The sequence below is a fragment of the Alkalitalea saponilacus genome, assembly GCF_900168165.1.
In the GTDB taxonomy this organism is placed as follows: domain Bacteria; phylum Bacteroidota; class Bacteroidia; order Bacteroidales; family Marinilabiliaceae; genus Natronoflexus; species Natronoflexus saponilacus.
This window is the reverse complement of record NZ_FUYV01000002.1, coordinates 183,312-199,903: the sequence shown is the minus strand read 5'-3', so window position 1 is coordinate 199,903 and position 16,592 is coordinate 183,312. Positions and strand designations below refer to the sequence as shown.

The window sequence follows — 16,592 nt, the reverse complement described above, 5'->3', positions numbered from 1 at the left end:
GAGTAATAATCATGGCAGAAAATATGAAAAAAATATCTGTTATTGTAAATGTTGTTTTACTTGTGGCGGTGGCTGCATTGTATGTTGTTGTTCTATCAAACGGCCGTACTCATTCTGAGGAGGAGAAAAAACCGGGAATGAGGGAAACATCAGATCATGGGATTGTATACATAAATACCGATTCCCTGATTATAAATTACGAATTTGCGAGGAAGCTAAGCGAAGATCTTTTAAGAAGAGAGGAGTCTTCCAGAACTGACTTTAATTCCAGAGCAAGAGTTTTTCAGGAAGATATGATGGAGTTTCAGAGAAAACTTCAAAACAATGGCTTTTTATCTTTAGAGAGGGCTCAAAGTGAAGAGCGCCGACTACGTCAGAAGGAGGTTGAATTGCAGGAACTTAATACGCGCTTATCCAATGAATTGATGCGTCAGCAAGATATGATGAATCAACAACTTAGGGATACCATCACGAACTTCCTTTCAGAATTTTCAGAAAAGAGATCGTATCGTATGGTTATCAGCAACACCATGGGAGACAATATTCTTTATGCTGAACCGGTTTACGATATTACCAAAGATGTTGTAGAAATATTGAATAAACGATATAGAGCCGCTGGTAACTAAACTAATTTAGGTTTTGATAAGATATCTGTCGGGTACCGTTTAAGCGGTACCCGGCTTTTTTTTAACAGGAGACTCATAATGCCTAAGAAAACCGATTTTACCCTTTTGGAAAAATACATCCGAAAACACCCGGTGCTGTGTGATTTTCACCACGAGTGGAAAAAAAAAGGCGGCCTTATGGTGGTTATTCCTGTGTATAGGGAGCAGGACTGGATCAATGAAACTTTGGAATCCATCATGAGTTGCGATGAACCGGAGTGTGAGGTTGGTGTTGTTTTGGTATTTAATGCATCAGAATATGACTCTCATGAAGTGGTGAGCGGTCAGAAAGCATCAGCAGAATATATTCGTAATAATTACCATAATCGGTTTCCCAAATGGATGCATTTGTTCATCATGGAGGAGTACTCTCTACCAAAAAAGCATTTTGGCGCCGGACTTGCACGTAAAATCGGAATGGATGCTGCAGCTTATTGTTTTCTGAAGGCTGAAGATCCGGACGGCGTAATCGTAACTTTGGATGCGGATACAACTGTTTCCCCAAATTATTTTACAGCCCTCAGGGATTGGTTCTCTAACCCGGCCAATAGAGGAGCTTCCATCTATTATGAACATCCTTTGGATGGTCATAATTTCCCCGACGAAGTTTATGAAGGGATTACTCTTTACGAACTTCATCTTCGTTATTATTTGCAGGCACACAGATATGCAGGTTTCCCGTATTCATATCATACTATGGGATCTGCCATGGCTTTGCGTGCTGTTGCTTATGCGAAAATTGGAGGCATGCCGAAAAAGCAGGCCGGAGAAGATTTCTATTTTCTGCAAAAACTCATTCCCCTTGGCGGATTTGGAGATCTTAATACAACCACCGTTTTTCCGTCTCCCCGACCTTCGGACAGAGTGATTTTTGGAACTGGAGCTGCCATAACTTCCCATGTGGACGGATCAGATTATATCGGGAAAACCTATCATATACAAGCTTTTGAGGATGTAAAATTGTTTTTCGAACGAAAAAATGAGTTTTATAATCTTAGTCCTGACAAATTGGAAGAGTGGAGTTATGAGTTTTCCGGACCGGTACGCAGTTTCCTGCTAAATTATTCAGTGCTCAGTGATCTTCAGGTTATTAAAAAGGATTGCTCTTCCGTTGATGTTTTCAGCAAGCGATTCTTTGAAGTATTTAACGCCTTTAAGATGGTTAAGTATTTGAACTATACCCATGAGCATTTTTTTGAGAAAATGCCGGTTTTTGATGCCTCGTTAGCCTTGCTGGAAATACAGGGACACTCTACAGACGAGTTCATGTTCGAGAAAGAGCTGTTGGACTATTTCCGTAAACTTGAAAAGGGTTGATGATTGAAGTTGAGAGTTTTTGATGGTTTATAGTTTGTTGTTCAGAGTTTAATGTTCGAAGCTCAATGCCTTCAACTCCCAACTATAAATTATAAACTATAAACTATCAACCCAAAACCCTAAAACCTCCTAAAACTGATATAAAAATCCAGAACGGCTGAAATTGCCAGAAAAAGAACCCAATAACTTCTTCCGGTGAACATTGCGACACCTGCCAAGACTAACATGATTGCGCTTATAACGAATATTCCATGCTTTCTTTTGCTTTCCGGACGACCAATTATCAGATTATATACCCTGACACCAAAAACAGGAAGTAATCCTGTGGCGTACAGATAAAATCCAGCTGATGATTCCGCGATATGAAGAACGATGCCGATTAGAAGCATTACCATTCCAATGTAATAGAGAGTGCTTAGTAATTTGTTTAATTCCATGTTTTGCCCTATGTCTGCTATTAGTTTGTGTTATGTCTTGATTGGAGAATTTTATGAATTGTTTTAAACTCAAAATTTGCATTCGAAAAGTGAGATATTAATTCTGATGGTCTTTATTTCTCTTTAATAATAAAAAGTTCTTCATCAGGTTTTTTCATGAGATATTGCTCACGCGCAAATTTCTCCAGGTTTTCGTGACTGCTTTGCAGTTCATCCATCCTTTCTCTGTTACTTTTTATTTCGTTTTGGTAATGCTCTTTTTGTTTGTTGAGTTCACTGATTCTTCTTGCCAACGAAACTCGGTCAACAATGTTGTTTTGGTCAAAAAAGCCAATCCATATAATGAATACCAGACCCGCTATTACGTATTTATTACGTAATAGCGGGAGTACTATATGCATATATTTTTTGAGATACTTCATAATGGATTATTTCCATTACAAATGTAATGGTTTTGTTTTACTCTTCCATCATAAACGGATACTTGAAATCAACCGGAGGCACGAAGTTCTCTTTTATGGTTCTTGGGGACACCCATCGCAACATGTTCAGCATTGAACCGGCTTTATCATTGGTTCCTGACCCACGTGCGCCGCCAAATGGCTGTTGACCAACCACCGCCCCGGTTGGTTTGTCGTTCACATAGAAATTGCCGGCTGCGTTGGATAACCTCTTTGTTATTTTTTGAATGATTGCGCGATCCTTTGCAAAAACGGCCCCGGTTAGTGCATACATAGATGTTTTATCCAGAACATTTAGTGTTTCATCAAGTTTTGAGTCATCATACACATAAATGGTTAAAATTGGGCCGAAAAGCTCCTCCTCCATTGTTTTATAGGAAGGATTGGTGGTAAGTATGATGGTGGGCTCAATAAAATACCCATGGGTTTTATCGTAGTTTCCTCCAAAGATGATTTTTGTATCCGGATGATTTTTGGCTGCATCGATTTCTGAAGCCAGTTTGTCAAAAGAGGGTTCATCAATCACCGCATTCATGAAATTTCTAAAATCCTCGGGAGATCCCATTTTAATCTCCTTCATATCTTTTTGAAGGTAGCTTAATATCTCATCCCATCTGCCTGATGGCAAATAAGCTCTTGAAACGGCAGAGCATTTTTGCCCTTGATACTCAAACGCACCTCTTATCAGGGCAGTGGCAACTGCTTGTGCATCACAGCTTTTATGTGCAATGATGAAATCTTTACCACCTGTTTCGCCAACTATTCTGGGGTAAGATTTATATTTATGGATGTTGTTACCAATGGTTTTCCATATATCCTGAAATACCCCGGTGGAACCTGTAAAATGGAACCCTGCAAAATCGGGATGATCAAAAACGGCTCTTGCCACCACCGGTCCGGGAGCAAATATAAGGTTAATAACACCGTCCGGGAGACCGGCTTCCCGAAACAGCTCCATAAGTATATGTGCAGAGTATATGGCTGTTTTTGATGGTTTCCAAATCACCACATTGCCCATCATAGCCGGAGCCGAAGGCAGGTTGCCGGCAATGGATGTAAAATTGAATGGGGTTAATGCAAACACAAACCCTTCCAATGGCCGGTATTCCATGCGATTCCAAATTCCCGGAGAGGAAGCGGGTTGATCGTTGTATATGGCCGTCATGTAATGCACATTGAATCTCAGAAAATCTGCCATTTCACATGCGGCGTCGATTTCAGCCTGGTAAACATTTTTTGATTGACCCAACATGGTCGAGGCGTTTAACTTCTGACGGTATGGTCCGGATATTAAGTCGGCCGCTTTAAGAAATATGGCTGCCCGTTCTTCCCAGTTCAGTGCCTCCCAGCCTTCTTTCGCGTTGGTGGCTGCGTCAATGGCACGGTAAACGTGTGTCTCGTCGCCTGCATGGTAGTGACCCAAAGTGTGTTCGATTTCATGAGGCGGGAATATTCTTACGGTATTTCCAGAGCGCACCTCTTCACCTCCAATGAACATGGGTATGTCCATTTCTGATGATTTGTATTGTGCTATCTGTTCTTTTAGTGCTGCTCTCTCAGGTGATCCGGGTAAGTAGTTTAGTACCGGTTCATTTTTGGTTGTTGGAATTTTAAAGAATCCTTTTGACATAGAGATCGGTTTTATAACGTTATTGTCTAAATGAAACGCCCATGAGTGCGAAACTCACAACAAGAAGATGAAAATACCACCTCATGGAAGTTACATTTGGCCAATGATTTAAACTAATTATTTTCAAATGAAAGTTCCATAAGTGAGAAACTCACAACAAGTATCTGTATATATCTGCTCATGGAACTTCCATGAGGCCAATAAATTAATTATATACGAATAAAAATTGCATCTAACCGTAAATTACAAATTCTTCCGATAAATTTCCATGCCAATTATCATGTGGATTATGTTTTCAGTGTCCCGGTCTGCTTCTTGGTTGCGGCAGTGTTGAATTAAATGTTTCAGCTCCAATGAGTCTGTGTACTCTATCGGTAAGCCCCTTGTAATATATTAATATGAGATAATCATTTTCTGTTTGTTGAAAGCTGTTTTCCATAGGAAACAGCGTTCCTGTTTTTTCTCCTTCTTCAATTACCAGATAGTGGTAGTTGTAATATCCCTGCTTTAGCAGTAAAGATAATTCATATGCATTGTTGGTTGGGTTATAATGCATTTGCGAACTTTCATTCAGTTCCCAGTTTGTAAGTGCTCCGTTGAGATATACCCTTTGTGATAGTTGTGGTTGATTCACCCGCAGCCTGAAATGAATAAACATGTAGTCTGCTTCCAGGTCGGCATTGTTTCTCTCTTGAACCTCAATGTAATAGCGTCCGTTTAAATCCTGTCTGTATTGATACGATGATGGGTTTCGGGGTAGATCGGCAAATAATCGCACATGATAAAAGGGGTCGAGAAACACAATTTCCTCAATTTTATCGGAGTAGAACCGATAGCTTCTAATATCGAGGTAACGAAACTCGTTACCTCCTTCCATCATGGTTTCCCGGTTATAGTTAAAGTCTAATAAATCATTACGGACAAACTGTGGTCTGAGCCCTTGAATGCGGTTGTCTTTTCTCCCGTTCTGAATAATGGTTGCTGATATTTCATCCATTGGATTTCTGATGGTAAAGCCGGGGTGGTGAACCTCAAAGTTTATTTCATGATGAGAGGCGCGGATGGATGAACTAGCTGTATTTCTTATTCTTGGGACAATGTTAACCATTGGTTCTGAAATCATGAACTTTTTCTTTAATACGGGGTTATTCTGATCGTAGTCCTTAAAAACCATCAGCATATAATTACCCGATCGAAGTGGCCGTATGTCTTCATTGGGAAGTTTTAAGCGGTAATGTATATAATCAATGGTGGTATTAAAAGAGTACGAATAATCAATGATGGGATTTATGGGCGATCCTGAAATGTATTCTGTAACCATCAGGTCAGAAACATTCCAATCAGCATCGCATAAAACAATGGTGTACTGAAAGTTTTTTGTGCTGCTCCCTAATTCATCGAAAGATAGTAACAGTTGTTGTTCACTGTTTAGTCTGATGATTGGGTAGGATAGCGGCCACTCGTTTCGATGAAATTGTACTGTTTTTATTGAAGAGGAAATATATTCTTTAAGGGGCTCGGAGCAGATGTTTGACAGGATAAAAATGTTAAAAATACCAAAAAGAAAAATCGTTTTTCGATTTTTCTTTAAAGAAAAAAATCTGTAATAGTTCAGCCTGAAACAATTATAGCGATTTAGGACTTTTTTGTATGTTTTTTTTGTGCTCATAATGAAATGGTTTCTATGTTGCAATATACTATGTATTACTTATTATTTTATGTAATTTTGCCATCAAATTAAAAAAAACACATTTCAAATATGTCTGAGGTGATAAAAATAAAAAAAGGGCTTGATATTCCTTTAAAAGGAAAATCCGAAAAGGTTTTCGGACAAGCACAATTGCCCGGTTTATTTGCTGTAAAGCCCACCGACTTTCACGGGATTGTTCCCAAAATGGTAGTAAAGGAGGGAGATGCGGTAAAAATTGGTTCGGTTCTTTTTTACGATAAGTATCATCCTGAAGTTAAGTTCGTTTCTCCGGTTAGCGGGCGTTTAAAAAGCGTCAACAGGGGAGAGCGCAGGAGGATTCTCGAAGTTATTGTTGAGAGCGACGGGCAGGATGACTTTATTGATTTTGGTGCAGCTGATCCATTAAACTCCGAGCGGGCTTCCATCGTTGAAAAGCTTCTCGAGAGTGGAGCTTGGCCGTATCTGCGTCAACGTCCTTACGATGTGAATGCCAATTCGGCAGATACTCCAAAAGCCATTTTTGTATCAGGCTTTGATTCAGCTCCATTGGCTCCCGATATGGATTTTGTTCTTACCGGGCAGGAAGATGAATTGGCAACTGGATTTGAAGTTCTGAAAAAGCTGGCGCCTGAAGTCCATGTAGGAATCAGTAGTTCATCGGCATCAAAAGTATTTACTAACTTAAAGGGTGTTCAGATACACAGTTTTGACGGGCCACATCCTGCGGGTAATGTTGGTGTTCAGATACACCATACAATCCCTATTAATAAAGGAGAAAAAGTATGGGTGATTCAACCACAGGCCATTGTCTCTATCGGACGTCTGTTTCTTAAAGGAAAGCATGATTTTTCCAGAGTAATAGCACTTAACGGATCAGAGGTTGTAAAACCTTCTTATTACCGCTATCGTCTGGGGGCATCAGTTTCCGGACTCATCAAGAATAACGTGATAAATGATGAGAAATTACGAATTATCAGCGGGAACGTTCTTACCGGAGATCACATTGAAGACGACGGTTATATAGGTTTTAACCATTCGCAGGTTACTGTCATTCCTGAAGGCGATAAGCATGAATTTTTGGGGTGGATTCTTCCCGGTTTAGAAAAGTTTAGTACTTCTCGTACATTTTTCAGCTGGTTGCGTCCAAACAAAGAATATCGAATAGACGCCAATACCAAGGGTGGAGAGCGTGCCATTGTTATTTCAGGACAATATGATTCGGTTTTGCCTATGGACATTCTCGCAGAGTTCCTTATTAAGGCCATCATGATTGAAGACATAGATAAGATGGAGCAATTGGGGATTTATGAGGTGGTAGAAGAAGATTTAGCTCTTAGCGAATTTGTTGATACCTCTAAAATTGAGATTCAGTCTATATTGCGCAAAGGAATTGATCTAATGATAAAGGAACTTGGCTGATATTTTCAATGATTATGTTACAGGACAAAGAAAATCAAAATAATTTCTAATGAAGGCATTAAGAAAAATATTAGATAATATCAAACCCCATGTTTCGAAGGGGGGACGATTTGAAATGCTTCATTCAACTTATGACGCATTTGAGACATTGCTTTTTGTCCCCGATAGGACCAATAAAAACGGGGTTCATGTACGTGATGCCATAGATCTTAAACGCACCATGATGATGGTGGTTTTCGCTATGATTCCGGCTTTGGTATTTGGCATTTGGAATACAGGCTATCAGCATCATCTTGCATTGGGAGAATCAGCATCATTTTTTGATAACATCCTTCATGGAGTGTTACGAGTGGTACCAATTTTGGTGGTTTCGTATGCAACTGCCTTAGGACTTGAGTTTGGTTTTGCTCAGATGCGGAAACACGAAGTGAATGAAGGTGTTCTGGTGTCGGGGATGTTAATTCCGCTGATTATTCCGATAGATACACCGCTTTGGATGGTAGCCATAGCTACTGCCTTTGCCATTATTATAGGAAAGGAAGTTTTTGGAGGTACCGGAATGAATATCTGGAACCCCGCTTTGCTGGCTCGTGCATTTTTGTTTTTTGCCTATCCGGCACAAATGTCGGGCGATATTGTATGGATCTCAGGTTTGGGCAGCATGGAAAATCTTCCTGATGGGTTTTCAGGAGCTACTGCTCTGGCAGCAGCCGTAGAGGGAAATATTTCTAATTTCTCCTTTATGGATAGCTTTCTTGGCTTTATCCCCGGTTCCATTGGAGAAACCTCTACACTTGCCATTCTTTTAGGAGCTATGTTTCTAATAATTACGGGAGTGGGAAGCTGGAAGGTAATGTTATCGGTTTTTGTCGGTGGTTACCTGATGGCTTTGGTTTTTAACCTGATGGGATTAAATCCTTTAATGCAGGTTGAAGCTCATCACCACCTGGTATTGGGAGGATTTGCTTTTGGTGCAGTATTTATGGCCACCGATCCAGTTTCTGCAACTCGCACCGAACAAGGCAAATGGATTTACGGATTTTTAATTGGTGTATTTGCCATAATGATCAGAGTGTTCAACCCTGCATACCCTGAAGGTATGATGCTGGCCATTCTGCTGATGAATACATTTGCTCCGTTGATTGACCACTTTGTTGTTCAGGCAAATATTAAACGGAGATTAAATAGGGCAGTAGTTAAAGCATAAAAATAGAGAGAAAATGGATAAACAGGGAAATACATATACATTTTTGTATGCTGCTGCAATGGTAATCATTGTAGCAACCATTCTGGCTCTTGTTTCCCAGGGGCTCAGACCCCGGCAGGTTAGAAATGAGCTGGTGGCAAAGAAAATAGATATTCTCCAGTCTGTGAATATTTCAAGCACCAATCGCGATGCTGTGGATGTTTTCAATCGTTACATCGGTGAAAACACATACGTTGTCGATTTTCAGGGAAATCGTGTTTCCGGAGAAGAAGCCATAGATATTGATATGGCAAGGGAGATGCGCAAACCATTGGAAGAAAGATTATTTCCGGTGTATGAAGTTCGCTTGGACAACGGAGAATTGAAATATGTCCTTCAGATGAGGGGCAACGGATTATGGGGGCCAATTTGGGGCTATGTTTCCATTGAGGATGATGGAACTACCATTTTTGGAGCCACTTTTAGTCACCAATCTGAAACTCCGGGATTGGGTGCAGAAATAGATAGTGATTCTTTTCAGAATCAGTTTAAGGGAAAGAGAGTTTTTAATGATGCCGGAGAACTCGTGAGTGTTGATGTGGTTAAAGGTGGAGCCCGTCCTGGTGATCCCCATGCTGTTGATGCAGTTTCAGGAGGTACCATTACAAGTGATGGGCTGGCAAATATGTTGAGAAATTACTTTTCTGGATACGAGCAATTCTTAAAAAATATAGAAAGGGAGAGTTATGAGTAGCGATAAAGAACCTTTATTCTCAGCTAAAAATCTTAAGCTGATTACGACCCCAATCGGACCACAAAACCCCATTACCATTCAGGTATTAGGGATATGTTCAGCATTGGCTGTAACGGCCAAACTGGAACCATCCATAGTGATGTCTCTTTCGGTTGTTTTTGTTATGGTATTTGCCAACCTGATCATTTCGTTGTTGAGAAATACCATTCCTTCCAGAATCCGGATCATTGTTCAGCTTGTAGTAGTGGCCTCCCTGGTAATTCTGGTTGATCAGATTCTTAAAGCATATGCTTACGATGTGAGTCGTCAGCTCTCTGTTTTTGTGGGTCTGATTATCACCAACTGTATCATAATGGGACGGCTTGAAGCATTTGCCCTTGGCAATAAAGCATGGCCATCCATTCTTGATGGTGCAGGAAATGCCGCCGGATATGGAATCATATTGATTATTGTTGGTTTTGTGCGTGAATTGTTTGGATCAGGGACGTTATCGTTCCCCGGGTTTGGAACTTTTCAGGTAATTCCCCAGGCATTTTATGACCTTGGCTATGTAAACAACGGGTTTATGATTCTTCCTCCAATGGCATTGGTGGTAGTGGGAATCATTATCTGGATTCAGCGCAGCCGGGATAAATCATTGATAGAGTCGCATTAATCTGGTAACATTTTAAGTCTAAAAAAATGGAATTACTGAATATATTTGTCAAAGCTATTTTTATTGAGAACATGGTTTTTGCCTACTTCCTTGGCATGTGTTCTTATCTGGCGGTGTCAAAAACCGTAAAAACCTCCTTCGGCTTAGGTGTTGCCGTGATATTTGTTCTGGGAATAACTGTTCCTGTGAACTACCTGTTGGAAAACTATGTTTTGCAGGAAGGTGCATTAAGCTGGCTCGGTTCAGGTTTTGAAACCGTTGATTTGCGATTTCTCAGTTTTATCATGTTTATTGCCGTCATTGCATCCATGGTTCAACTTGTAGAAATGATCATCGAGAAGTTCTCACCAACTCTCTATACATCTTTGGGGATTTTTCTTCCCCTGATTGCGGTTAACTGTGCCATTCTAGGAGGTTCACTTTTCATGCAGGAGCGTTCTTATGCAAATATTGGAGAAGCTACAGTGTTTGGATTGGGGTCCGGCGTAGGATGGTTGTTGGCTATTGTTGGTATCGCCGCTATACGTGAAAAGATTCGTTACTCGAATGTTCCCGCACCTTTAAGGGGGCTTGGTATTACTTTTATAGTGACCGGGTTAATGGGCATCGCGTTTATGAGTTTCATGGGAATTAAACTGTAACAAGTATCAGATAAAAATATAAAATAATGAGCGTTTTACTTGCTATTCAAGGATCAGTCATTATAGCCAGTGTGGTTATTTTCCTTCTGCTGGTGTTGCTTCTGGTTTCAGTACTGCTGTATGCCAAAAAGAAGTTGACGCCCTCAGGAACAGTAACCATTGATATCAATGACGGGGAAAAAGCCCTCACTGTTGAGCCGGGGCAAACGTTGCTGACCGCTTTAGGAAACAATAAAATCTTTTTGCCTTCCGCATGTGGTGGTGGCGGAACCTGTGCCATGTGCCGTTGCCAGGTTGAAGATGGAGCCGGGGGAATTCTGCCTACCGAAACCGGTTTCTTTACTCGTAAAGAACAGATGAACAACTGGAGATTGGCCTGTCAGATTAAGGTTCGGGAAGATATGAAGATGGAAATTCCTCATGAAATTCTTGGAATTAAGAAGTGGGATTGTGAAGTGGTGTCCAATGACAGTGTTGCAACATACATCAAGGAGTTTGTAGTAAAACTTCCTGAAGGAGAAATCCTTGATTTTAAATCGGGTGGATACATTCAGATTGATGTACCTAAGATAGAGGTTGACTTTAAGGATATTGAAGTTGGTGATAAATTTAGGGAAGAGTGGGAAAAGTTTAAAATGTTTGACCTTAAAATGAAAAACCCGGAACCTACGTTCCGTGCTTATTCAATGGCTAATCACCCGGCCGAGGGCAACATTGTTATGCTCAACATTCGGATAGCAACTCCTCCCTTCGACCGTGTAAATGGTGGATTTATGAAAGTAAATCCAGGTATATGTTCATCCTACATATTCTCTCGCAAGCCTGGTGATAAAGTAACTATCTCCGGTCCTTACGGAGAGTTTTTCATAAAAGAAACTGACAGGGAAATGATGTTTATTGGTGGAGGTGCCGGAATGGCTCCGATGCGTTCGCATATTTTCCACCTGTTTCATACTCTTAAATCAGGTCGTAAAGTGACGTTTTGGTATGGAGCCCGTTCCAAAAAGGAGATTTTCTACGAGGAGCATTTCAGAGCAATAGAAAAGGAGTTCCCAAATTTCAAATTTACCATAGCTCTTTCTGAGCCAATGCCTGAAGATAATTGGGACGGATCGGTAGGGTTTATTCACCAGGTAATACAGGATAATTATTTGATGAATCATGAAGAACCCGAAGATATCGAATTCTACATTTGCGGTCCCCCGATGATGAATGCGGCGGTTACAAAAATGTTATACGATCTTGGGGTTCCCGATGAAATGGTTGCATTTGACGATTTCGGATCGTAACCAAAATATTAAAATGCAGATGTGAAAACATCTGCATTTTTTTCTTTTGTTTATAATTATTTCCGATACATTGGGACGAGTTTTGGTAGGTTTGCACCCTGATGTCATTTTTTTGTGCATATGCCAAAATTCCAGCCGCAATCATAACCCTCTATGAAACAAGGAGTATATACCTTCATTGATAGAAGCTAAATTCTTTAACATCATTTTTTGAATCATTTAGTTATGAGAATTCTATTTTTTGTAGCTGTTTCTTTTCTTTTTTTAGCTTGTGAGCTAGAGAAAGAATATCATGTTAACGGAGGCCGTATTTTTGGAACTTCTTATCGGATCGTATACGAAAGTTCCGAAGATCATCACAATGAAATCCATTCTTTGTTGGATTCATTTAACCGTTCTCTATCAACTTATGACAGCACTTCCATCATTAGCCGCATCAATCGATGTGAAGAAGGAGTTGTTCCCGATCCTTTCTTTAAAAAGGTGTTTAGAACAGCCCAAATGGTTACTGCGCAAACCAACGGGGCATTTGATATGACTGTTGCTCCGCTTGTAAATGCCTGGGGTTTCGGGTTTCAGAAAATGGCTGATGTAACCCCTGAACTGGTCGATTCTCTTTTGCAATTTGTTGGTATGCATCACATCGATATCATAAACGGGAAAGTGGTTAAAAAGATTCCCGGAGTTATGCTCGATGGTGGAGCGATTGCCAAAGGATATGGGGTAGATGTGGTGGCTTCTCATCTGGCTTCGTTGGGTGTAAAAAACTATATGGTTGAGATAGGAGGGGAGGTTGCAACAAGAGGCCATAATCCTCAGGGAAACTTTTGGCGGATAGGTATAGATAGACCAATCGACGATCCGTTAGTTTTGGAGCGTAAAACCGAGCTAATCGTGCACCTTTCAGGTGAGTCTCTTGCAACAAGCGGGAATTACCGGAATTTCTACATTCGTGATGGTAAAAAGTACGCACACACCATTGATCCCAGAACCGGTTATCCAGTATCACATAATTTATTGAGCGCAACCATCATTGCTCCCAATTGCATGTTGGCCGATGCGTATGCTACAGCATGTATGGTTATTGGTTTAGAGGAGAGCATTGAGCTTATAGAAAGGCTTACGGATGTAGAAGCTTGTTTTATCATCGATTCGGATGGAGAATATGAAGTGATATACAGCTCAGGGTTTCATCAGCTTTTAAGGTGATTAAGCTTTAAAGCAGGAGAATCTGCCACAGGGCGTAAATTAAAAAAGGTTGTTTCGATTCATCGAAACAACCTTTTTTAATTTATAGCGGATTTATTTCAGGCCTCACTAACGCAGGAGTCTTGTGTTCCACAACCACAGGAATTTCCAGCACCTGATCCGCTACAGGCTGACAATTGGTGTTCGCCTTTTTTCAAAAGCGTTTTTAATGCCAACCCTGCTAGCGCCAGACATATGAAAAAGATGGATAAAGCGAGAATAACTAAAAACTGTGTCATAACGCGAATTTTCGTGAGTATCAACAAACAATCAAATCACCTTGATGACACAAATGTAAGAAAGGTTTATTTCGGACACAATAGTCCGAAATAAATTTATGCTTTTTTCACATTTGAAATTGGGAGAGGTTGCAGGCTTACTGCAACTTCTCTTTTATTAGTTTGATGGCTTTTGCAAGCGCAGAGTCTATTCCATCAGGATTTTTGCCACCTGCGGTTGCAAAGAATGGTTGTCCGCCGCCGCCGCCTTTTATCTCCTGAGAGACACTTTTAATGATTTCAACGGCGTTGAGATTCTTTTCTTTTGATAAATCCTCCGACATGATTACAGTCAATTGGGCTTTATCGTCAGCAGCCACACCTAAAACCGCAATCATGCTTCCATCGCATGCTGTTCTTAGGTTAAAGGCAATGTCTTTCAGGTTTCCTGCAAGCATGGGTTTAACTCTGGCTCCAATCACTTTTACCCCTCCAATGGTTTCAGCATGGCCGATGAATGAGGATATCTCATTTTGAATGATGCTCTGTTTTAATGCATTCAATTCTTTGTTCAGCGAAGCATTCTCATTGATCAGGTTTTCCACATTTTTTTGAATATGGAATTGATTTTTAAACAGCGATCCTAGTTCTTTTAGTGTGTCAGCCTGTTGATTGATCAACTCTTCAGCTTTATCGGCTACCACTGCTTCAATACGCCTTATTCCGGCTGCAATTGAGGACTCACTGATGATGCGGAAGATTCCAATCTGACCTGTGGCATTTACATGGGTTCCACCGCAAAGCTCAAGAGAATCACCAAAGCCGATGGTTCGAACCACATCACCATATTTTTCGCCAAAGAGCGCCATGGCACCCATCTCCTTTGCCTTTGAGACAGGAAGTTCTCTGTGCTCTTCCAGGGGTAGGTTTTTTCGGATCTCGCTGTTAACAATTTTTTCAATGGCATTGATCTCTTCGTCGGTCAATTTCTGAAAATGCGAGAAATCAAAACGTAGATAGTCGGGGTGAACCAGCGATCCTTTTTGCTCAACATGCGAGCCCAGTATCTCTCTGAGTGCTTTGTGCAGAAGGTGAGTTGCGGAGTGATGACTGGCAGTCATGCGGCGCTTATCCAAATCAACCTGCGCTTTAAATGTGGCATTTAAATCTTTTGGGAGTTTGGGCGCGATGTGGATTATCAGGTTATTTTCACGCTTTGTATCAATAATGGGAATGCGTTCCTCGCTGTTTTCAATGAATCCGCAGTCGCCAACCTGTCCCCCGCTTTCAGCATAAAAAGGTGTGATATTGAATACCAGTTGGTATAGTTCTTTGTTTTTTGATTTTACTTTGCGGTATTTAACCAGTTGTATTTCCGAATCAAGAAAATCGTAACCAATGAACTCTTCTGTGTCATCGTTGGTTAAAACAACCCAATCATCTGTTTCAACAGCTGCAGCGTTTCTGGCTCTTGTTTTTTGAGCCTCCATTTCGGTTTCAAACTCTTTGCGGTTAACCACCAGTCCATTTTCCTTAAGAATAAGCTCTGTCAGGTCAAGGGGGAATCCGAAGGTATCATACAGTTCAAAAGCCACTTTGCCATCCACCACTTTGTAGTCGTTCTCGCGCGTATCTTTTATGATTTTATCCAACAGAGTGATTCCGGTTGAAAGTGTTCTAAGGAAAGAGTCTTCCTCTTCTTTAACTACTTTTTGAATCAGCTCTTTTCGGTTTTCCAATTCAGGGTATGCTGTTCCCATGGTTGCGATCAACTCCGGCAGCAACTCTCCCATAAAAGGTTTTTTCAAATCAAGGAAAGTATATGCATACCGAACAGCTCTTCTTAAAATCCTGCGGATCACATATCCGGCTTTGTTGTTCGATGGTAATTGGCCATCGGTGATCGCAAAAGAGATGGTTCGAATATGATCGGCAATTACGCGCATGGCGATATCCGATTCCGGAGAGTTGCCATATTTAATGTCTGAGATAGATGATATCTTTTGAATGACAGGCTGAAAAACGTCGGTATCATAGTTTGACATTTTTCCTTGTATCACACGGCACAGTCTTTCGAATCCCATACCTGTGTCCACATGCTTTTGCGGAAGGGGAACCAGAGAGCCGTCAGCTTTACGGTTGTATTGAATAAATACCAGATTCCATACTTCTATCACTTCAGGATGATCTTTGTTAACCAGATTCTCTCCGGGAATCTGTTCTTTCTCATCACTGCTTCTTAAGTCAACATGAATCTCCGAGCATGGCCCACATGGACCTGTGTCACCCATTTCCCAAAAATTATCCTTTTTATTTCCATTGATGATCCGGTTCTCAGGCACATGATTTTTCCAGTACTCCAATGCTTCCTCATCTCTCTCAATGCCATCTTTTGCATCTCCTTCAAAAATTGAAACATATAAACAGCTTTTATCAATTTTGAGTACTTCTGTCAGGTACTCCCATGCCCAGTCAATGGCCTCTTTTTTAAAATAGTCTCCAAACGACCAGTTGCCCAACATTTCAAACATGGTATGATGATAGGTGTCGTGACCTACCTCTTCCAAATCGTTATGTTTACCCGATACACGGAGACACTTTTGCGAATTGGCCACTCTGGGGAATTTGGCAGGCGCATTTCCCAGAAAGATATCTTTGAACTGGTTCATGCCCGCGTTGGTAAACATAAGAGTTGGGTCGTCTTTCACCACCATAGGTGCTGAATCAACGATTTTATGCTGTTTTGATTCAAAAAAAGTTAGAAAGCTATTCCTGATTTCCGATGCTGTCATAGGATTATTGTAATGTTTTTTAAATTTTGTTTATCAAAAAAAAGCAACCTTTTTTATGTTTTTATGTATAAACCAGAGATGCCGATGGTTTTTTGTTTTGTGAGATTGTGGTTATGTAAAGCAAGTGGGTGCGGGATTAAAGAAACTATACTAAACCTCAGTTCTGCTTCTGTAAAAGCAGAACTGCAAA

14 protein-coding genes are annotated in these 16,592 nt (G+C 40.7%); 9 read left to right on the top strand and 5 right to left on the bottom strand.

What is annotated here, in order from left to right; all coding sequences use genetic code 11:
* Nucleotides 1-11: 11 nt before the first annotated feature.
* Complete coding sequence (locus tag B5X70_RS02905) at nt 12-626, top strand: OmpH/Skp family outer membrane protein (RefSeq protein WP_234995068.1); 615 nt, start codon at nt 12-14, stop codon at nt 624-626.
* 78 nt (nt 627-704) lie between these two features.
* Nucleotides 705-1,982 carry a glycosyltransferase family 2 protein gene (locus B5X70_RS02900; RefSeq protein ID WP_079556382.1) on the top strand — a complete coding sequence of 426 codons (1,278 nt, stop codon included), beginning with the start codon at nt 705-707 and terminating at the stop codon, nt 1,980-1,982.
* Nucleotides 1,983-2,101: 119 nt separating this feature from the next.
* On the opposite strand, the gene B5X70_RS02895 is transcribed toward B5X70_RS02900, so the two are convergent.
* The 4 genes from B5X70_RS02895 to B5X70_RS02880 all read right to left on the bottom strand — a co-directional run bounded on the left by B5X70_RS02895 (nt 2,102) and on the right by B5X70_RS02880 (nt 6,179).
* Nucleotides 2,102-2,419, bottom strand: coding sequence for a hypothetical protein (locus B5X70_RS02895; protein WP_079556381.1), 318 nt, complete (start codon nt 2,417-2,419; stop codon nt 2,102-2,104).
* Nucleotides 2,420-2,532: 113 nt separating this feature from the next.
* Nucleotides 2,533-2,820, bottom strand: coding sequence for an FtsB family cell division protein (locus B5X70_RS02890; protein WP_232468288.1), 288 nt, complete (start codon nt 2,818-2,820; stop codon nt 2,533-2,535).
* Between the two features lie 58 nt (nt 2,821-2,878).
* Nucleotides 2,879-4,510 (bottom strand): L-glutamate gamma-semialdehyde dehydrogenase, encoded by a 1,632-nt coding sequence (gene pruA / locus B5X70_RS02885; protein WP_079556379.1) that lies wholly within the window; start codon nt 4,508-4,510, stop codon nt 2,879-2,881.
* Nucleotides 4,511-4,805: 295 nt separating this feature from the next.
* Nucleotides 4,806-6,179 (bottom strand): type IX secretion system plug protein, encoded by a 1,374-nt coding sequence (locus B5X70_RS02880; RefSeq protein ID WP_079556377.1) that lies wholly within the window; start codon nt 6,177-6,179, stop codon nt 4,806-4,808.
* 90 nt (nt 6,180-6,269) lie between these two features.
* Between B5X70_RS02880 and B5X70_RS02875 the strand changes: the two genes are divergently transcribed.
* From B5X70_RS02875 to B5X70_RS02845, 7 genes are all read left to right on the top strand, one after another.
* Entirely contained in the window at nt 6,270-7,619 is a 1,350-nt protein-coding gene (locus tag B5X70_RS02875) for a Na(+)-translocating NADH-quinone reductase subunit A (RefSeq protein WP_079556376.1), read from the top strand.
* A 49-nt stretch (nt 7,620-7,668) separates the two neighbouring features.
* Nucleotides 7,669-8,826, top strand: coding sequence for an NADH:ubiquinone reductase (Na(+)-transporting) subunit B (locus B5X70_RS02870; RefSeq protein ID WP_079556375.1), 1,158 nt, complete (start codon nt 7,669-7,671; stop codon nt 8,824-8,826).
* Between the two features lie 13 nt (nt 8,827-8,839).
* Nucleotides 8,840-9,559 carry an NADH:ubiquinone reductase (Na(+)-transporting) subunit C gene (nqrC, locus tag B5X70_RS02865; RefSeq protein ID WP_079556374.1) on the top strand — a complete coding sequence of 240 codons (720 nt, stop codon included), beginning with the start codon at nt 8,840-8,842 and terminating at the stop codon, nt 9,557-9,559.
* A complete protein-coding gene (locus B5X70_RS02860; protein WP_079556373.1) occupies nt 9,552-10,214 on the top strand; it encodes an NADH:ubiquinone reductase (Na(+)-transporting) subunit D in 663 nt (220 codons plus the stop codon). Before nqrC ends, B5X70_RS02860 begins: the two co-directional genes overlap by 8 nt.
* Nucleotides 10,215-10,240: 26 nt before the next feature.
* On the top strand, nt 10,241-10,855 hold the full coding sequence (nqrE, locus tag B5X70_RS02855; RefSeq protein WP_079556372.1) for an NADH:ubiquinone reductase (Na(+)-transporting) subunit E: 615 nt from the start codon (nt 10,241-10,243) through the stop codon (nt 10,853-10,855).
* Between the two features lie 26 nt (nt 10,856-10,881).
* Nucleotides 10,882-12,144 carry an NADH:ubiquinone reductase (Na(+)-transporting) subunit F gene (nqrF, locus tag B5X70_RS02850; protein ID WP_079556371.1) on the top strand — a complete coding sequence of 421 codons (1,263 nt, stop codon included), beginning with the start codon at nt 10,882-10,884 and terminating at the stop codon, nt 12,142-12,144.
* A gap of 225 nt (nt 12,145-12,369) precedes the next feature.
* Complete coding sequence (locus tag B5X70_RS02845; protein ID WP_079556370.1) at nt 12,370-13,353, top strand: FAD:protein FMN transferase; 984 nt, start codon at nt 12,370-12,372, stop codon at nt 13,351-13,353.
* 415 nt (nt 13,354-13,768) lie between these two features.
* On the opposite strand, the gene alaS is transcribed toward B5X70_RS02845, so the two are convergent.
* Nucleotides 13,769-16,402 (bottom strand): alanine--tRNA ligase, encoded by a 2,634-nt coding sequence (gene alaS / locus B5X70_RS02840; protein WP_079556369.1) that lies wholly within the window; start codon nt 16,400-16,402, stop codon nt 13,769-13,771.
* Nucleotides 16,403-16,592 lie beyond the last annotated feature (190 nt).